This is a genomic window from Streptomyces sp. NPDC057939 (assembly GCF_042887545.1).
In the GTDB taxonomy this organism is placed as follows: domain Bacteria; phylum Actinomycetota; class Actinomycetes; order Streptomycetales; family Streptomycetaceae; genus Streptomyces.
On the sequence record NZ_JBHVPG010000030.1, the window covers coordinates 1 to 14,688 of the forward strand.

Sequence of the window (14,688 nt, forward strand, 5' to 3'; positions counted from 1 at the left end):
GGTGCGGGGAGGTGCTGCTGCCGTCGGAGACCTCGCAGATCAGGTTCCGGTCGTACAGCAGGCGGACCCGGACGGGCGCCGACCCGTACCGGATGGCGTTGGTGATCAGCTCGCTGAGGACGAGCTCCGCGGTGAAGGAGATCTCCTCCAGCCCCCAGGCGGCGAGCTGGGCGGCGCCCGCGCCCCGCACCCGGGACACGGCCGACGGGTCGCCGGGCACCTCCCATTCCGCGATCCGGCCGGGGTCCAACCGCCTGGTGTCGGCGATCAGCAGGGCGATGTCGTCGCTCGGCGACGGGAACAGCAGCGCGGCCAGCACGTCCGCGCAGGCCTGGTCCGGGCTGCGGCCGGGCTGCGAAAGGGTCTCGCGCAGCAGCGCGAGCCCGGAGTCGAAGTCCCGGTCCCGGTCCTCCAGGAGACCGTCGGTGAACAGCACGAGCCGGCTTCCCTCGGGCAGCCGCAGCCCCGTCGCCTCGAACGGCATGCCGCCCACACCGAGGGGCAGACCCGGCGGCAGCTCGGGGAACTCCACCCGTCCGTCGGCGTGCACCAGGGCCGGCCCGGGATGGCCCGCGCTGGCGATCGTGCAGGCCCCGGAGGCCGGGTCGTAGACCGCGTACAGGCAGGTGGCGCCGGTGATCCCGGCGGGCTCCTCCCCGGTGTCCGGGCCCTCCCCGTCCACGCCTGAACCTGCCCGGCCGCCCGTCCACGAAGGCTCGTCACCGCCCCGGGCCGAAGCCGCGCCGCCCGGGCCGGTGGCCGGCACACCGCGTTCCAGCTGGTCGATCCGGTCGATGAGCTCGTCCAGGTGCCCCAGCAACTCGTCGGGCGGCATGTCGAGGGTGGAGAAGTTGTGCACGGCCGTGCGCAGCCGACCCATGGTCGCCGCCGCGTGCACGCCGTGCCCCACCACGTCGCCCACCACCAGCGCCACCCGGGCGCCGGGCAGCGGGATCACGTCGAACCAGTCGCCGCCCACCCCCGCCTTCGCGGGCAGGTACCGGAAGGCGACGTCGACGGCGCTCAGGTCGGGCAGCACCCTGGGCAGCAGACTGCGCTGGAGGGTCACGGCCGTGGCGTGTTCCCGGGTGAAGCGGCGGGCGTTGTCGATCGACACCGCCGCCCGCGCGCCCAGCTCCTCGGCGAACGACAGGTCCTCCTCGTCGAAGGACTCCTGGGTGTCCGCGGCCCGCCAGAAGTTCGCCATGCCCAGCACCACGCCCCTCGCCTGGAGCGGTACGGAGATCAGCGAGTGCAGCCCGTAGTCGAGGGCGATCCGGGTACCCGCGGCGTCCTGGGCCCGCCAGCCCATCGCGGCGTTCAGGTCGGCCGCGAGCACCGCGTGCCCGGCGTCCAGGGCAGCGGCCATCGGGGCGGTGGGGACGGCGAACCGGATCACGTCGCCGACGGGCTGGAGCGGCTGGTCGGTGCGCACCCCCGACATCGCCGCGCGGCGCATCTCGGTGTGCACGCCCGCGGCGGGGGACGGCTCCTCGCCGCGCAGCACCGGCTCCAGCAGCTCGACGGTGACGAAGTCCGCGAACCGCGGCACGGCCACCTCGGAGAGTTCCTCCGCGGTGCGCACCACGTCCAGGGTGGTGCCGATCCGCACCCCGGCGTCGTAGAGCATCTGGAGCCGCTCGCGGGCCACCTCGGCGCGGCCGGCGAGCGCGGCGAGCTCGGTGGAGTCGCGCAGGGTCATGACGCTGCCCGACGGTCGTCCGGAGAAGGTTTCGGTGGGGCGCACGTTCACCGCGATGAGCCGGTCGCCCGCCCGGTGGACCTCGTCCGTCACGACCCTGCCGGAGGTCAGCAGCTCGGCGGTGCGCGGGTCCAGGCCCAGCTCCGCGACGTGCCGCTGCTCGGCGTCGGGCGGCAGGTCCAGCAGCCGGCGGGCCTCGTCGTTGGCGAGGACCAACCGGTCGGAGGCGTCGATGATCAGCACGCCCTCGCGCACGGCGTGCAGCACCGCCTCGTGGTGCTCGTTCATCCGGGCCATCTCGGCCGCGCCCAGCCCCCGGGTCTGGCGCCGCAACCGCCGGCTGACCAGGGCGGCGCCGCCGGTGCCGAGGAGCAGGGCGCCCGCCGCCGCGCCGAGGAGCAGCGGCAGCTGCCCCTCGACCACGTCCGCGACGTTCTCGATCTCGATGCCGGTGGAGACCAGGCCCACGACGGCGCCGCTCTCGTCCCGTACGGGGACCACCGCGCGGACCGCGTCACTGGGCTTGCCCTGGAACACCTCGGTGAACGAGCGGCCGGCCGCCGCGCGGGCGAGGTCGCCGGAGGCCCGCTGCCCGATCAGTTCGGGCCGGGAGTCGGTGTAGCGGACCCCGTCGGTGGTCATGACCGCGACGAAGTCGACGCCGGAGCCCTTGCGGGCGCCCTCGGCCAGTGCCTGGAGACCGGCCGTGGGGTCCGGGGCCCGCAGGGCGGCGGGCAGACCGGGGGCGTGGGCGAAGGCCTCGGCGGCGGCCAGCGAGCGGTTGCGGGCGTCCTGCCGGCTGTCGTAGCGGGCCTGGAACACCAGGGCCAGCGCGGCCGCGGTGATCAACACCGCGACGATCACGGCCTGGAGCGCGAACACCTGCCCGGCGACGGTGCCCGGCGCCAGGGAGAGGCGCGCGAGCAGGCTTGCCGGCCGCGCTTCCCCGTGTCGACCCGAACTTCCGGTCATGAGCCCTTTCTAACACTGTCGTCGCGTCCCGGTGCGGTGGCCGCCGCCGCACGGTACGCGCGCGGGCTGAGGCCGACCCGTGCGCCGAAGTGCTGGCGGAAGGTGACCTCGCTGGCGAAGCCGGCCCGCCGGGCCACTTCCGGGACGGGGTGGTCGGTGCGCTCCAGGAGTTTGCGGGCCTCGTCCAGACGCCGGCCGAGCAGCCACCGGTGCGGGGTGGTGCCGGTCGCCGCAGTGAAGTGCCGGGCGAAGGAACGGGGCGACATCCCGGCCCAGCGGGCCAGCGTGGCCACGTCCAGCGGCTCGTGCAGCCGGCGCAGGGCCTGTTCCCGTACGGCGGCGAGGGTCTCGGTGATCCGGTCCGCCGCCGGGACGGGCCGGTCCAGGTACTGGGCGTGGTCACCGGTGCGGAAGGGCCCGGTCACCATCGAGCGGGCGACGGCCGCCGCGGCCTCGGCCCCGTGGGCCTCGCGCACGAGGTGCAGGCACAGGTCGATCCCCGAGGCCACCCCCGCGGAGGTCCACAGCCCGTCGTCCTCCACGTACAGCGGGGCGTCCTCGACCAGCACCCCCGGGTAGCGGGCCGCGAGCCGCGGGGCGAGCCACCAGTGGGTCACCGCCCGGCGACCCTCCAACAGCCCGGCCTCGGCCAGTACGAAGGCCCCGGCGCACAGGGCGGCCACCGGCACCCCGCGGGCGTGCGCGGCGCGCAGGGCGGCGAGGATCGGCTCGGGCGTCGGGTCGTCGGGCTCGGCCAGGGCGGGCACGACGACGAGGTCGGCGGTACTGAGCCAGTCGAGTCCGCGGTCGGGCATGAGGGTCAGCCCGCCGGGCAGTGCGATCGGGCCGCCGTCCGACGCGCACCGGCGCAGCTCGAAGGGGGGCACCCCGACCCGGCTGCGGTCCGGTCCCCACACCTCGGTGATGACGGCGAGGTCGAAGCTCCGGATCCCGGGCTGGGCGACGATCGCGACGCGCTCCATGGGGCCACTGTGCCAGACCCCGCCGGCAACGTCCTGCCAGGCCGGCAGGATCCCATCGATCACGGTCCCGGCAACCCCTGGGACGGGTGCGCCGCCGGGGACACGATGGAGCCATGACCGACACCGCGCACACCACGCCCCGCCCGGCCCCGACCACCCCCGGAACCGGTGCCCCGCAGCTCGACGCCGACAGCGCCCTGATCGTCATCGACGTGCAGAAGGCCTTCGACGACGCCTCCTTCTGGGGCCGGCGCAACAACCCGGAGGCCGAGGACAACATCGCCGCCCTGATGGACGCCTGGCGGGAATCGGGCCGCCCGGTGGTCCTCGTGCGGCACAGGTCGGTGCTGCCCGGATCCGTACTGGCCGAGGACCTGCCCGGGTACGCCTTCAAGGACCTGGTGGAGGAGCGCCGGTACGAGGACCTGCTGATCACCAAGACCGTCAACTCGGCCTTCTACGGGACGCCCGACCTGGCCGACTGGCTCACCGCCCGGGGCATCCGCCAGGTGGTCGTCGCCGGGATCCAGACCAACATGTGCGTCGAGACCACGGCCCGGATGGCGGGCAACCTCGGCCACCGGGTCCTCGTGCCCCTGGACGCCACCCACACCTTCGACCTCGCCGGCCCCGAGGGACTGTCCCTGACCGCCGACGAACTGGCCACGGCCACCGCGGTGAACCTGCACGGCGGCGGCTTCGCCCGGGTCGTGACCACCGCTCAGCTGCTGTCGGCCGCCGGCGTCCAGGTCACCGCGTAGTGGGCGAGCCGGGCGTCCTCGCCGACGAGCCGCATCCCGGCGGCGGCCATGACCCGCCGGGAGGCCGTGTTCCCCCGGTCGGTGTCGCCCAGCACCGCGGTCGCCCCGTGCCGTCGGGCGTGCTCCACCAGGGCGCGCAGCGCCTCGGTCGCGTGACCCCGGCCCCGGGCCGCCGGGACCAGCCCGTAGCCGATGGTCACCCGGCCCGTCCCGTCGGCCGGCCCGTGGAACCCGGCGCCGCCGATCACCGTCCCGTCCGCACGGCGCAGGATCTCGTAGGCCCCGAACGGCGCGGGGTCCCCGCTCGCGGCCAGGACCCGCAGGTACCGCTCGGCCCCCGCCCGGTCCCCGGCGTCCGGATAACCGGGGCACCGCGGGCGGTCCGCGGCGGGGCCGCCGGCCAGGATGCGGCGGGCGCCGTCCGCGTCGAGGGGCAGCAGGTCCAGTCGGGGCGTTGTCAGCGTGTCCATGGCACCCCGGAGTACCAGCCGGCCCCGGGCCGGCGCACCCGGATATCGCCGGCGGTCCGCCCGGGCCCGGCCCGACGAGGGGGGACGGCGAAGGCCCGGACCCCCGTCGTCGCGGGTTCCGGGCCTTCGACCGTACGGGCCGGTCCGTGCGTCAGAGCACGTCGGCGGCGATGTTCTCCGCGACCCGCTCCAGCAGGGGGCCGGCGTTCGGGATGGACTTCGCCGGGTCGGGCTCCAGGTCGGTCAGCGGGTAGGCCTTGCGGATGCCCGCGGCCTCCAGCGCCCCCTGGTCCAGCAGCAGCCGTCCGCAGACCGCCACGACCGGCTTGCCCGCCGCGCGCGCCGCGGCCGCGACGCCCGCCGGGGCCTTGCCGTGCAGGGTCTGCTCGTCGAGGGAACCCTCACCGGTGATGACCAGCGTGGCCCGCTCCAGGGCGGGCGCGAAGCCCAGCACCTCCAGCATCAGCTCGATGCCGGGACGGAACGTCGCCCCGAGGAGCAGCGCGCCGTAGCCGATGCCGCCGGCGCCGCCCGCGCCCGGCAGCACCGCGCACTCGGCGGCCTTCGCGCCGATCGACTTCTCCAGCACCACCGCGAAGTGCGCCAGCGCCGCGTCGAGCGTCGCCACGTCCTCGGGCGAGGCGCCCTTCTGCGGGCCGTAGACCGCGGGCGCGCCCTTCGGGCCCGTCAGCGGGTTGTCCACGTCGCTCGCCAGGACGAACTCGACCTCGGCGAAGCGGGGGTCGATCCCGGACAGGTCGGCCGAGGCCAGACCGGCCAGCGCGCCGCCGCCCGGACCGACCGGTTCACCGTTCGCGTCCAGGAACACCGCGCCCAGCGCCGCCAGCATGCCCGCGCCGCCGTCGGTGGTGGCGCTGCCGCCGACACCGAAGACGATCGAGCGGGCGCCCGCGTCCAGGGCGGCCTTCAGCAGCTCGCCCGAGCCGTACGTGGTGGCCGTCAGCGCGGCGAAGGTGCCGGCGGGCAGCAGCTGGAGGCCGGAGGCCTCCGCCATCTCGACCACGGCGGTACCGTCGCGCAGCGCGAAAGCGGCCGTGACCTGGTCGCCGAGGGGTCCGGTGACCCGTACCTCCCGGCGTTCGAAACCGGCCGCCACGGCGGCCGCGACCGTACCGTCGCCGCCGTCCGCGACGGGGAGGGTCTCGATCTCCACGTCCGGTACGGCCCTGCGAAGGCCGGCCGTCACCCGCTCCGCGACCTGAACGGCCGTGAGCGAGCCCTTGAATTTGTCCGCGGCGATGAGCACGCGCGCGGTCTCAGTTACTGCTCCGTCCGTCACCTTGCTAATCCCTTGCTATCGAACAGTGCAGTCGCGCCCCCATGAGCCTATCCGGAGGATCCTCCTATGCCCATGGGTGGCCTACGCCACAGGCGGCGCGCCATGCCACTAAATACGGATATACGCCTGCATAGTGTGGCCGCATGAGCACGGATTCACTGGAACAGCCACGTCCGGATACCCCGGGCGGGGGGTCCGGCACTCCCGCGGACGGCACGCCCGACCGCGGCGTCGTCACCATCGGCGTGATCGCCGTGCTGGCCCTCGTCGCCTGGGCGGCCCTGGGCAAGGGCTCCTTCGACTCCGCCTCCGGAACCGCCCTCGCCTGGGTGCTGAACAACTTCGCCTGGCTGTTCGTGATCGCCGCGGACGTCTTCCTCGTCATGTGCGTCGTGCTCGCGTTCAGCCGCTTCGGCCGGATCCGGCTCGGCGCCGACGACTCCGAACCGGAGTTCACGAACCTCGCGTGGATCGCGATGATGTTCAGCGCCGGCATGGGCATCGGCCTCATGTTCTACGGGGTCGGCGAGCCGCTCACCCACTACCTGGCCCCGCCCCCCGCCTCCGGCGCGGCCCCCGGTACCGGCGCGGCCGCCCTCGCGGCCATGGAGTACTCCTTCTTCCACTGGACGCTCACCCCCTGGGCCATCTACGGCATCGCCGGCCTCGCCCTCGCCTACGCGACCTTCCGCAAGGGCCGCGGCAACCGCCTCAGCTCCGCCTTCGTACCGCTGATGGGCGCGGCGCGGGCCAACGGCCCGGCCGGGAAGGCCATCGACCTGCTCGCCGTCTTCGCCACCGTCTTCGGCACCGCGACCAGCCTGGGCCTCGGCGCCCTCCAGGTGTCGAAGGGCCTCAACATCACCACCGGCGTCGAGGACTCCACCACGGTCGAGCTGATCATCATCGGCTCGCTCTCCGCCGCGTTCGTGCTCTCCGCCTTCTCCGGCCTGCACAAGGGCGTCAAGTGGCTGAGCACCATCAACATCGTGCTCGCCGCGACGCTGATGCTCTTCGTCTTCGTGCTCGGCCCCACCGTCCACATCCTGGACGTGATCCCCTCCAGTGTCGGCGGATACCTGGACGAGCTGCTGCCCATGGCCAGTCGCACCGGGGCCTTCACCGACAGCGCCTGGCTCGGCGCCTGGACCATCTTCTACTGGGCGTGGTGGCTCTCCTGGGCGCCCTTCGTCGGCACCTTCATCGCCCGGATCTCCCGGGGTCGAACCATCCGGGAGTTCCTCGTCGGCGTCCTGCTCGTCCCCAGCGGCGCCACCGTGGTCTGGTTCTGCGTCATGGGCGGCACCGCCATCCGGCTCCAGTCCACCGGCGCCGCCGACCTCGCGAGCAAGCTCAAGGAGGGCACCGAGGCCTCGCTGTTCGCGATGCTCGACGCGCTGCCGCTCGGCACCGTCACCTCCTGGGTCGCGATGGTCCTGGTCATGACGTACTTCGTCACCAGCGCCGACTCGGCCTCCCTGGTCATGGGCTCGCTCACCAGCCGCGGCTCGCTGAACCCTCCCACCTGGCTCGTCGTCACCTGGGGCGTGCTCATGGCCGCCGTGGCCGCCGTGCTCCTCGTCGCGGGCGGGCTGAAGTCCCTGCAGACCGCGACCATCCTGGTCGCCCTGCCCTTCGTCATCGTCATGCTGCTGCTGTGCTGGGCCCTGGTGAAGGAGTTGCGCGAGGACCCCGGCGCCGGCCCCGCCCGCCACCACGCCCTGCACGGCATGCGGGACGCCGTCAAGGCCATGGTCGGCGACGCCGTCACCGAACAGGGGGCGGGCCGCCACCCCCGGCTGCGGCGCGTCGCCGAGTCCAGGGGACGGGACCGCGAGGACGGCGGTACCCCGGGGGTGTGATCGCGCGGGGCTGCCCTGCGGACGGCCGGGAACGGCTGGGTAGGGTGGCGCCGTGACCACCACCGAAGACTTCGCCACGTACATCGCGAGCCTGCCCCGGGTGCTGGCCGGCGCGGCCGCCCTCTTCCGGGACGCCGCGGGCCGGGTCCTCCTCGTGGAGCCCAACTACCGTGAGGGCTGGGCCCTGCCCGGCGGCACGATCGAATCCGACCTGGGCGAGACCCCGCGGACGGCGGCCCGCCGCGAGAGCGCGGAGGAGATCGGCCTCGACGTCCCGCTCGGCCGGCTCCTCGCCGTGGACTGGTCGGTGGGCGCCGACCGCCCGCCGCTGGCCGCCTACCTCTACGACGGCGGAGTGCTCGACGACGCGCAGCTCGCCTCGATCGTGCTCCAGGAGGAGGAACTCCTCTCCTGGAAGCTGGTCGAACCGGGCGAACTCACCACGTACCTCCTCGGATCCCTCGGGCGGCGGACCGAAGAGGCCTACCGCGTGCTGGAGTCCGGCGAGGGCACCGTGGAACTGGAGAACGGCCGGCGCCCCGTGGCGTAGCGACAGATCGCAGGGCAGGCGGGTACCCGCAGCGGACACGAGCAGGACAGAATCAGCAGATGATCACGATGTACGCCTGGCCGAGCACGGCCGACGGGCCCGACGCCCTCCCCATGGTCCACTTCACCACCGACCAGCAGGCCGGTGACGAGGTCACCGAAGACGGCTCGCCCGTCTGGCTGTTCGACAACGCGATACGCGAGGGCGGCTGGGCCCCCTTCGAGGACTTCGAGGGCTGGTCCGCGCCCGCCGAGGGCTGGCAGGCCTTCTACCGCCGCGAGGACGACCTCCTCGCCGTCACCGGCCCCGCCTCCTGCGAGGGCTGGTACCAGGGCCGCCTCGGCGCCGACCCGGCCTGGGTGGACGCGGCCTCCGCCCAGCAGAGCGTCGTCCTCCTGGCGGCCCCCGTCCAGCACCCGGACCTCTACGCCTACGCGGTGGAGGCGGGCGCCGGCTTCGCCCTCCTCGTCCCGCTCTCGGTGATCTGAGCCACTTCCCCGCCGGCTACTTACCCGCCCCCTCGAACTCCAGCAGCCGCACCTTGCGCTCGATGCCGCCGCCGTAGCCCGTCATGCCGCCCGAGGCACCGATCACGCGGTGGCAGGGCACGATGATGCCGACCGGGTTCTTCCCGTTGGCCAGGCCCACCGCGCGCGAGGCGTTCGGCTTGCCCAGTTCCGCCGCGAGCTGCCCGTACGACCACGTCTCGCCGTACGGGATCCGCACCAGCTGCTCCCACACGCTGCGCTGGAAGGCGGTGCCCTCCATCCGCACCGGGACGGTGAACTCCCTCAGCTCACCGGCGAAGTACGCGGTCAGCTGCCGGCGCACCTCCGGGAAGGGTTCCTCGGTGTCCGCGACCCGTTCGCCGAAGGACTCCTCGGCGGGCCGGTGGCGCTGACCGGTCATGTACAGGCCGCTGAGTACGCCGTCGGTGGCGACGAGGGTCAACGGGCCGTAGGGGCTGTCCACGACGGTGTGCTGCTTGCTGCTCATGGGGTGCGCTCCTCAGACTGGCAGGTGGTTGATGGGGTGGGCGTCGGTGGCCCACAGGTACTGGACGGCGTAGGCGCGCCAGGGCCGCCAGAGCGCCGCCCGGGCCGTCAGCGCGGCCGGGGTGGAGGGCAGCCCGAGGCCCTGGGCCGCCCGCCGCACCCCCAGGTCCGACGGCAGGAACGCGTCCGGGTCGCCCAACGCCCGCATCGCGATGATCTCGGTGGTCCAGGGCCCGAAGCCGGGCAGGGCGCCCAGCCCGGCGCGGGCGGCCTCCCAGTCGCTGTCGATGCCCAGCGGCAGCGAGCCGTCGGCCAGCGCCCCGACCAGGGTGGTGAGCGTCGTACGGCGGCTGCGCGGCATCGACAGGGTCTCGGGGTCGAGGGCCGCCAGGGCCTGCGGGGAGGGGAACAGGTGCGTGAGGCCGCCGTGGGGGTCCTGGACCGGCTCCCCGTGGGCGGCCACCAGCCGGGCGGCGTGCGTCCGCGCGGCGGCGGTGGACACCTGTTGTCCCAGCACCGCCCGGACCGCGAACTCCGCCGCGTCGACCGTGCGCGGCACCCGGCGCCCCGGCGCCTTGTCCACGAGCGGGGCCAGCAGCGGGTCGGCGCGCAGCTGGTCGTCCACGGCCTCCGGGTCGGCGTCGAGGTCGAGCATCCAGCGGCAGCGGCTGATGGCGATGGTCAGGTCGCGCAGGTCGGTCAGGGCCAGCCGACAGCCGATGTGGTCGGGCCCGGGCGTCAGGGCCACCACGCCGGTGCCGTACGGGAGCCTCAGCGTCCGCCGGTAGGCGCCGTCGCGCCACTCCTCGACCCCGGGGACGGCGGTCGCGGCGAGGTGCCCGAACAGGTTGTCCGGGTTCAGCGGGGCCCGGTACGGCAGGCGCAGGCTGAGCGTGCCCGGGATCCGCGGTTGCGCCTCGGGCCGCCCGGCCGCCCGGCCGGCCCGGGTCCGCAGGTCGCTGGGGGAGAGCGCGAAGACCTCCCGGACGGTGTCGTTGAACGCGCGGATCGAGGAGAACCCGGCGGCGAAGGCCACGTCGCCCATCGGCAGCTCGGAGGTCTCGATCAGCAGCCTGGCCGTCTGGGCCCGCTGGGCCCGGGCCAGGGCCAGGGGACCGGCTCCGAGCTCGGCGAGGAGCTGGCGCTCCACCTGCCGGGTCGAGTAGCCGAGCCGGGTGGCGAGCCCGGGCACGCCCTCCCGGTCGACGACCCCGTCCTGGATCAGCCGTACGGCGCGCGCGACCGAGTCGGCGCGGGCGTTCCACTCGGGGGAGCCGGGACTGGTGTCGGGCCGGCACCGCTTGCAGGCCCGGTAGCCGGCCTGCTGGCAGGCCGCGGCGCTGGGCATGAAGCTCATGTTCTGGACCTTGGGAGGCACGGCCGGGCAACTGGGCCGGCAGTAGATCCCCGTAGTGCGGACCGCGGTGAAGAACCACCCGTCGAAGCGGGCGTCCTTGGACTGTACGGCTCTCACGCAGCGGTCTGTATCGGTGTGCATGGCTCCAGGATCCCGACCCCGGACCCTCCGGGCTGGCGGTTTTCCGACATCAAGGCTACGCCGGGCCGGGTGCGCGGGCGGCTCCCGGTCCGGAGCGGGGAACGGCGAAGGCCCCGGGTGCCAGGGGCACCCGGGGCCTTCGTCACGTTCGTTCGGCGGCAGCCCTACGGCAGCTGCGCCGCCCGTGCCTCGCGCCGGTTGTGCCGGAAGGTGTTGGCCCTCCGGGTCGTCGCGAACAGCGGGATGGTCGCGGCCAGCGCGATCTGGAGCGCACAGCCGGCCTGGAGCAGGATCTGGCCGCCCGGGGCGTCGAACGCCCAGGCCGCCAGCAGCCCCATGGCCCCGACGATCCAGCTGAGCATCGCCGCCGCGAGGACTCCCCGCGGCTTGGGGTACTCGACCCGGCTCACCATCAGCCAGGCCACCCCGATGATCGCCAGCAGCGTCGGGATGAAGGGCAGCTCCAGCAGCACGATCGAGACGACCGTGAGCGCGCCGAAGGGGCTCGGCATGCCCTGGAACATGCCGTCCTTCATCGTCACGCAGCTGAATCTCGCGAGTCTGAGCACGACCGCGAGCAGGACGACGATCGCGGCCAGCGCCGACATCTTCTGGTGCGCGTCGTCGGCGACCATGCCGTAGACGAGCACGAAGTAGGCGGGAGCCAGACCGAAGCTGATCAGGTCGGACAGGTTGTCCAGTTCGGCGCCCATCGGCGAGCTGCGCAGCTTGCGGGCCACGATGCCGTCGAAGAGGTCGAAGACCGCGGCGAGCAGCATCAGTATCACCGCCGTCGCGGCGCTGTGCCGGGCCATGCCCGACTCACCGCTGCCGGTGAGGTGCGGAATGAGGATTCCGGTGGTGGTGAAGTACACCGCCATGAATCCGCACGTCGCGTTGCCGAGCGTGAGGGTGTCCGCTATCGACAGCCGCAACGAGAGCGGCATGTCGTCCTCGGCGGACTCCTCCTCGGCGGACTCGGGCACCCACCCCGCGGACGGGGTGGAGGGAGTCTCAGGGTCAGTCACGGTCAATTCGGGTCACCCCCGCGGTGGTGGCCTGACCGACCTCGACCGCGACCTCGACGCCCTCGGGGAGGTAGATGTCGACGCGCGAGCCGAAGCGGATCAGTCCGATGCGTTCGCCCTGCTCCACCTTGGTGCCGGCCGGCAGGTACGGGACGATGCGCCGGGCGACGGCGCCGGCGATCTGCACCATTTCGATGTCGCCCAGTTCGGTGTCGAAGTGCCAGACAACGCGCTCGTTGTTCTCGCTCTCCTTGTTGAACGCCGGGACGAACCCGCCGGGGACGTGCTCCACGGACGTCACCGTGCCCGAGAGGGGCGCACGGTTGACGTGGACGTTCAGCGGGCTCATGAAGATCGCGACGCGGGTCCGCCCGTCCTTCCACGGCATGATGCTCTGCACCACACCGTCGGCGGGCGAGATGACGCGGCCCTGCGCGATCTCACGCTCGGGGTCGCGGAAGAACCACAGCATGCCCGCCGCGAGCGCGGTGGCGGGCACGGCCGCCGCGGCCCAGCGTCCGGACTTGCGGGCCCGGGTGAGGCTGAGCGCCGCGGTGGCGACGGTCGGCAGAAGCCACGGCGATGCTCCGCGAGCGATACGTCCGCCGAGGAGGCCGACGCGAGGTGCAGAGGTTTGGCTGTGGGGCATGGATGACCTTCGTAGCGGGTGATTGCCGCGCCGTAAACGGGGGGACGGGACGGCGGCTTTACTGGAATGCTATCGGTTGCGCGCAACAACTGGGCAAGCCAGAAGCCGAGTCGATGGCCGCCGTCCAGTCACTGGCTGTGATCCCGTTGCGAGGGATCACTGGGCGATCCACCGCAAATGGGACTTTCAGCCCTGGAGCCGGTACTCCTCGAGCAGGCGTCGCCCGATGATCATTTTCTGGATCTCGGCGGTACCTTCGCCGATCAGCAGCATCGGAGCCTCCCGGTAGAGGCGCTCGATCTCGTACTCCTTCGAGAATCCGTATCCACCGTGGATACGGAACGCGTCTTCCACGACTTCCTTGCAGTATTCGGAGGCGAGGTACTTCGCCATCCCTGCTTCGAGGTCGTTTCGTTCCCCGGAGTCCTTTTTGCGTGCCGCATTGACCATCATCGCATGGGCGGCTTCGACCTTGGTAGCCATCTCGGCCAGCTTGAACTGGATGGCCTGGTGCTCAGCGATGGCCTTGCCGAAAGTGTGACGTTGCTGGGCATAAGAGACACCCAGTTCGAAGGCACGTTGTGCGACGCCACAACCACGGGCCGCCACGTTCACGCGGCCGACCTCGACGCCGTCCATCATTTGGTAAAATCCTCGGCCCGTCTGTCCGCCGAGGACGCGATTGGCCGGAATGCGCAGTCCGTCCATGATGAGCTCGGTCGTGTCGACGCCCTTGTAGCCCATCTTGTCGATCTTGCCGGGGATGGTCAGGCCCGGACGGACCTCACCGAAGCCCGGCTCCTTCTCGACGAGGAAGGTCGTCATCGACTTGTGGGGCGCCGTGCCCTCGGGGTGTCCTTCGTCACTTCGCACCAGAACGGCCACCAGGGTGGACGTGCCGCCGTTCGTCAGCCACATCTTCTGGCCGTTCAGGACGTACTCGTCACCGTCCCGCACCGCCTTGGACGTGATGGCCGACACATCGGAACCCAGCCCCGGCTCGGACATCGAGAACGCGCCGCGCACCTCGCCCAGCGCCATCCGCGGGAGGAAGTGGTCCTTCTGCTCCTGCGTGCCGTGCTGCTTGAGCATGTACGCCACGATGAAGTGGGTGTTGATGATGCCCGAGACGGACATCCAGCCCCGCGCTATCTCCTCCACGCACAGCGCGTAGGTGAGCAGCGACTCACCCAGGCCGCCGTACTCCTCGGGGATCATCAGCCCGAAGAGGCCGAGTTCCTTGAGGCCGTCGACGATCTGCTGCGGGTACTCGTCGCGGTGCTCCAGCTCGGTCGCGACCGGGATGATCTCCTTGTCGACGAACTCCCGGACGGTCTTGAGGATCTCCCGCTGGACGTCGGTCAGCCCGGCGGTCTGGGCGAGTCGGGCCATGGCTACTTCCCCTGTTCCTTCAGCGTGGGCCGGCCGGGCTGCTCGCCGCCGCGCTCCTTGATGTACGTCTCGGTCGGGACCATCACCTTGCGCCGGAAGACGCAGACGAGGGTGCCGTCCTGCTTGTAGCCCTTGGTCTCCACGTACACGATGCCGCGGTCGTTCTTAGACTTCGACGGCGTCTTGTCGAGGACCGTGGTCTCGCCGTAGAGCGTGTCGCCGTGGAAGGTCGGCGCCACGTGCCGCAGCGACTCGATCTCCAGGTTGGCGATGGCCTTCCCGGAGACGTCCGGCACGGACATGCCGAGCAGCAGCGAGTAGATGTAGTTGCCCACGACCACGTTCTTGCCGAAGTCGGTCGTGTTCTCGGCGTAGTTGCTGTCCATGTGGAGCGGGTGGTGGTTCATGGTCAGCAGACAGAACAGGTGGTCGTCGTACTCGGTGACCGTTTTCCCGGGCCAGTGCTTGTAGACCGCCCCGACCTCGAACTCTTCGTACGTGCGTCCGAACTGCATGGGGTTCAAGG

Annotated in this window: 14 protein-coding genes; 4 read left to right on the forward strand and 10 right to left on the reverse strand. The window is 72.4% G+C overall.

Annotation, left to right across the window (positions count from 1 at the left end; translation table 11 throughout):
• Window positions 1-2,674 (reverse strand): SpoIIE family protein phosphatase (locus tag ACFVS6_RS27450; RefSeq protein ID WP_389707861.1); only part of this gene is annotated, 2,674 nt, incomplete at its 3' end.
• A complete protein-coding gene (locus tag ACFVS6_RS27455) occupies window positions 2,671-3,657 on the reverse strand; it encodes a GlxA family transcriptional regulator (RefSeq protein ID WP_389707863.1) in 987 nt (328 codons plus the stop codon). The genes ACFVS6_RS27455 and ACFVS6_RS27450, both read right to left, overlap by 4 nt.
• 113 nt (window positions 3,658-3,770) lie before the next feature.
• Here ACFVS6_RS27455 and ACFVS6_RS27460 point away from each other — a divergent pair, with 113 nt between their 5' ends.
• The gene (locus tag ACFVS6_RS27460; protein ID WP_389707865.1) at window positions 3,771-4,418 is read left to right on the forward strand and encodes a cysteine hydrolase family protein; all 648 of its coding nucleotides are present in this window, start codon (window positions 3,771-3,773) and stop codon (window positions 4,416-4,418) included.
• Here ACFVS6_RS27460 and ACFVS6_RS27465 read toward each other — a convergent pair.
• Together ACFVS6_RS27465 and ACFVS6_RS27470 are read right to left on the reverse strand one after the other, a co-directional pair.
• Complete coding sequence (locus ACFVS6_RS27465) at window positions 4,379-4,888, reverse strand: GNAT family N-acetyltransferase (protein ID WP_389707867.1); 510 nt, start codon at window positions 4,886-4,888, stop codon at window positions 4,379-4,381. The two genes, ACFVS6_RS27460 and ACFVS6_RS27465, sit on opposite strands and share 40 nt — an antisense overlap.
• Window positions 4,889-5,039: 151 nt before the next feature.
• Entirely contained in the window at window positions 5,040-6,188 is a 1,149-nt protein-coding gene (locus tag ACFVS6_RS27470) for a glycerate kinase (RefSeq protein WP_389707869.1), read from the reverse strand.
• 143 nt (window positions 6,189-6,331) lie between these two features.
• Here ACFVS6_RS27470 and ACFVS6_RS27475 point away from each other — a divergent pair, with 143 nt between their 5' ends.
• The 3 genes from ACFVS6_RS27475 to ACFVS6_RS27485 are packed head-to-tail and all read left to right on the forward strand — an operon-like array spanning window position 6,332 to window position 9,088.
• Window positions 6,332-8,050 (forward strand): BCCT family transporter, encoded by a 1,719-nt coding sequence (locus ACFVS6_RS27475; RefSeq protein WP_389707871.1) that lies wholly within the window; start codon window positions 6,332-6,334, stop codon window positions 8,048-8,050.
• Between the two features lie 52 nt (window positions 8,051-8,102).
• A complete protein-coding gene (locus tag ACFVS6_RS27480) occupies window positions 8,103-8,600 on the forward strand; it encodes an NUDIX domain-containing protein (protein WP_389707873.1) in 498 nt (165 codons plus the stop codon).
• Window positions 8,601-8,659: 59 nt separating this feature from the next.
• Window positions 8,660-9,088: a hypothetical protein gene (locus tag ACFVS6_RS27485; RefSeq protein WP_389707874.1), complete on the forward strand. Its 429-nt coding sequence runs from the start codon at window positions 8,660-8,662 to the stop codon at window positions 9,086-9,088.
• 16 nt (window positions 9,089-9,104) lie between these two features.
• Here ACFVS6_RS27485 and ACFVS6_RS27490 read toward each other — a convergent pair whose 3' ends face one another.
• The 6 genes from ACFVS6_RS27490 to ACFVS6_RS27515 all read right to left on the reverse strand — a co-directional run bounded on the left by ACFVS6_RS27490 (window position 9,105) and on the right by ACFVS6_RS27515 (window position 14,677).
• On the reverse strand, window positions 9,105-9,596 hold the full coding sequence (locus ACFVS6_RS27490; RefSeq protein ID WP_389707876.1) for a methylated-DNA--[protein]-cysteine S-methyltransferase: 492 nt from the start codon (window positions 9,594-9,596) through the stop codon (window positions 9,105-9,107).
• A 12-nt stretch (window positions 9,597-9,608) separates the two neighbouring features.
• Window positions 9,609-11,093 carry an AlkA N-terminal domain-containing protein gene (locus tag ACFVS6_RS27495; protein WP_389707877.1) on the reverse strand — a complete coding sequence of 495 codons (1,485 nt, stop codon included), beginning with the start codon at window positions 11,091-11,093 and terminating at the stop codon, window positions 9,609-9,611.
• Window positions 11,094-11,257: 164 nt separating this feature from the next.
• Window positions 11,258-12,040, reverse strand: a complete 783-nt coding sequence (gene pssA, locus ACFVS6_RS27500; protein WP_385577983.1) for a CDP-diacylglycerol--serine O-phosphatidyltransferase — start codon at window positions 12,038-12,040, stop codon at window positions 11,258-11,260.
• Between the two features lie 73 nt (window positions 12,041-12,113).
• Window positions 12,114-12,770: a phosphatidylserine decarboxylase gene (locus tag ACFVS6_RS27505; RefSeq protein ID WP_389707879.1), complete on the reverse strand. Its 657-nt coding sequence runs from the start codon at window positions 12,768-12,770 to the stop codon at window positions 12,114-12,116.
• Window positions 12,771-12,956: 186 nt separating this feature from the next.
• Window positions 12,957-14,162 carry an acyl-CoA dehydrogenase family protein gene (locus ACFVS6_RS27510; RefSeq protein ID WP_362882220.1) on the reverse strand — a complete coding sequence of 402 codons (1,206 nt, stop codon included), beginning with the start codon at window positions 14,160-14,162 and terminating at the stop codon, window positions 12,957-12,959.
• 2 nt (window positions 14,163-14,164) lie between these two features.
• Window positions 14,165-14,677 carry a MaoC family dehydratase gene (locus ACFVS6_RS27515; protein ID WP_112450492.1) on the reverse strand — a complete coding sequence of 171 codons (513 nt, stop codon included), beginning with the start codon at window positions 14,675-14,677 and terminating at the stop codon, window positions 14,165-14,167.
• Window positions 14,678-14,688 lie beyond the last annotated feature (11 nt).

Bases quoted from the DNA above. Each gene is read 5' to 3' on its own strand.
- ACFVS6_RS27455 (WP_389707863.1), bottom strand. From the start codon at position 3,657: ATGGAGCGCGTCGCGATCGTCGCCCAGCCCGGGATCCGGAGCTTCGAC.
- pssA (WP_385577983.1), bottom strand. From the start codon at position 12,040: ATGCCGCTCTCGTTGCGGCTGTCGATAGCGGACACCCTCACGCTCGGC.
- ACFVS6_RS27495 (WP_389707877.1), bottom strand. From the start codon at position 11,093: ATGCACACCGATACAGACCGCTGCGTGAGAGCCGTACAGTCCAAGGAC.
- ACFVS6_RS27465 (WP_389707867.1), bottom strand. From the start codon at position 4,888: ATGGACACGCTGACAACGCCCCGACTGGACCTGCTGCCCCTCGACGCG.
- ACFVS6_RS27505 (WP_389707879.1), bottom strand. From the start codon at position 12,770: ATGCCCCACAGCCAAACCTCTGCACCTCGCGTCGGCCTCCTCGGCGGA.
- ACFVS6_RS27475 (WP_389707871.1), top strand. From the start codon at position 6,332: ATGAGCACGGATTCACTGGAACAGCCACGTCCGGATACCCCGGGCGGG.
- ACFVS6_RS27485 (WP_389707874.1), top strand. From the start codon at position 8,660: ATGATCACGATGTACGCCTGGCCGAGCACGGCCGACGGGCCCGACGCC.
- ACFVS6_RS27515 (WP_112450492.1), bottom strand. From the start codon at position 14,677: ATGCAGTTCGGACGCACGTACGAAGAGTTCGAGGTCGGGGCGGTCTAC.
- ACFVS6_RS27460 (WP_389707865.1), top strand. From the start codon at position 3,771: ATGACCGACACCGCGCACACCACGCCCCGCCCGGCCCCGACCACCCCC.
- ACFVS6_RS27510 (WP_362882220.1), bottom strand. From the start codon at position 14,162: ATGGCCCGACTCGCCCAGACCGCCGGGCTGACCGACGTCCAGCGGGAG.
- ACFVS6_RS27490 (WP_389707876.1), bottom strand. From the start codon at position 9,596: ATGAGCAGCAAGCAGCACACCGTCGTGGACAGCCCCTACGGCCCGTTG.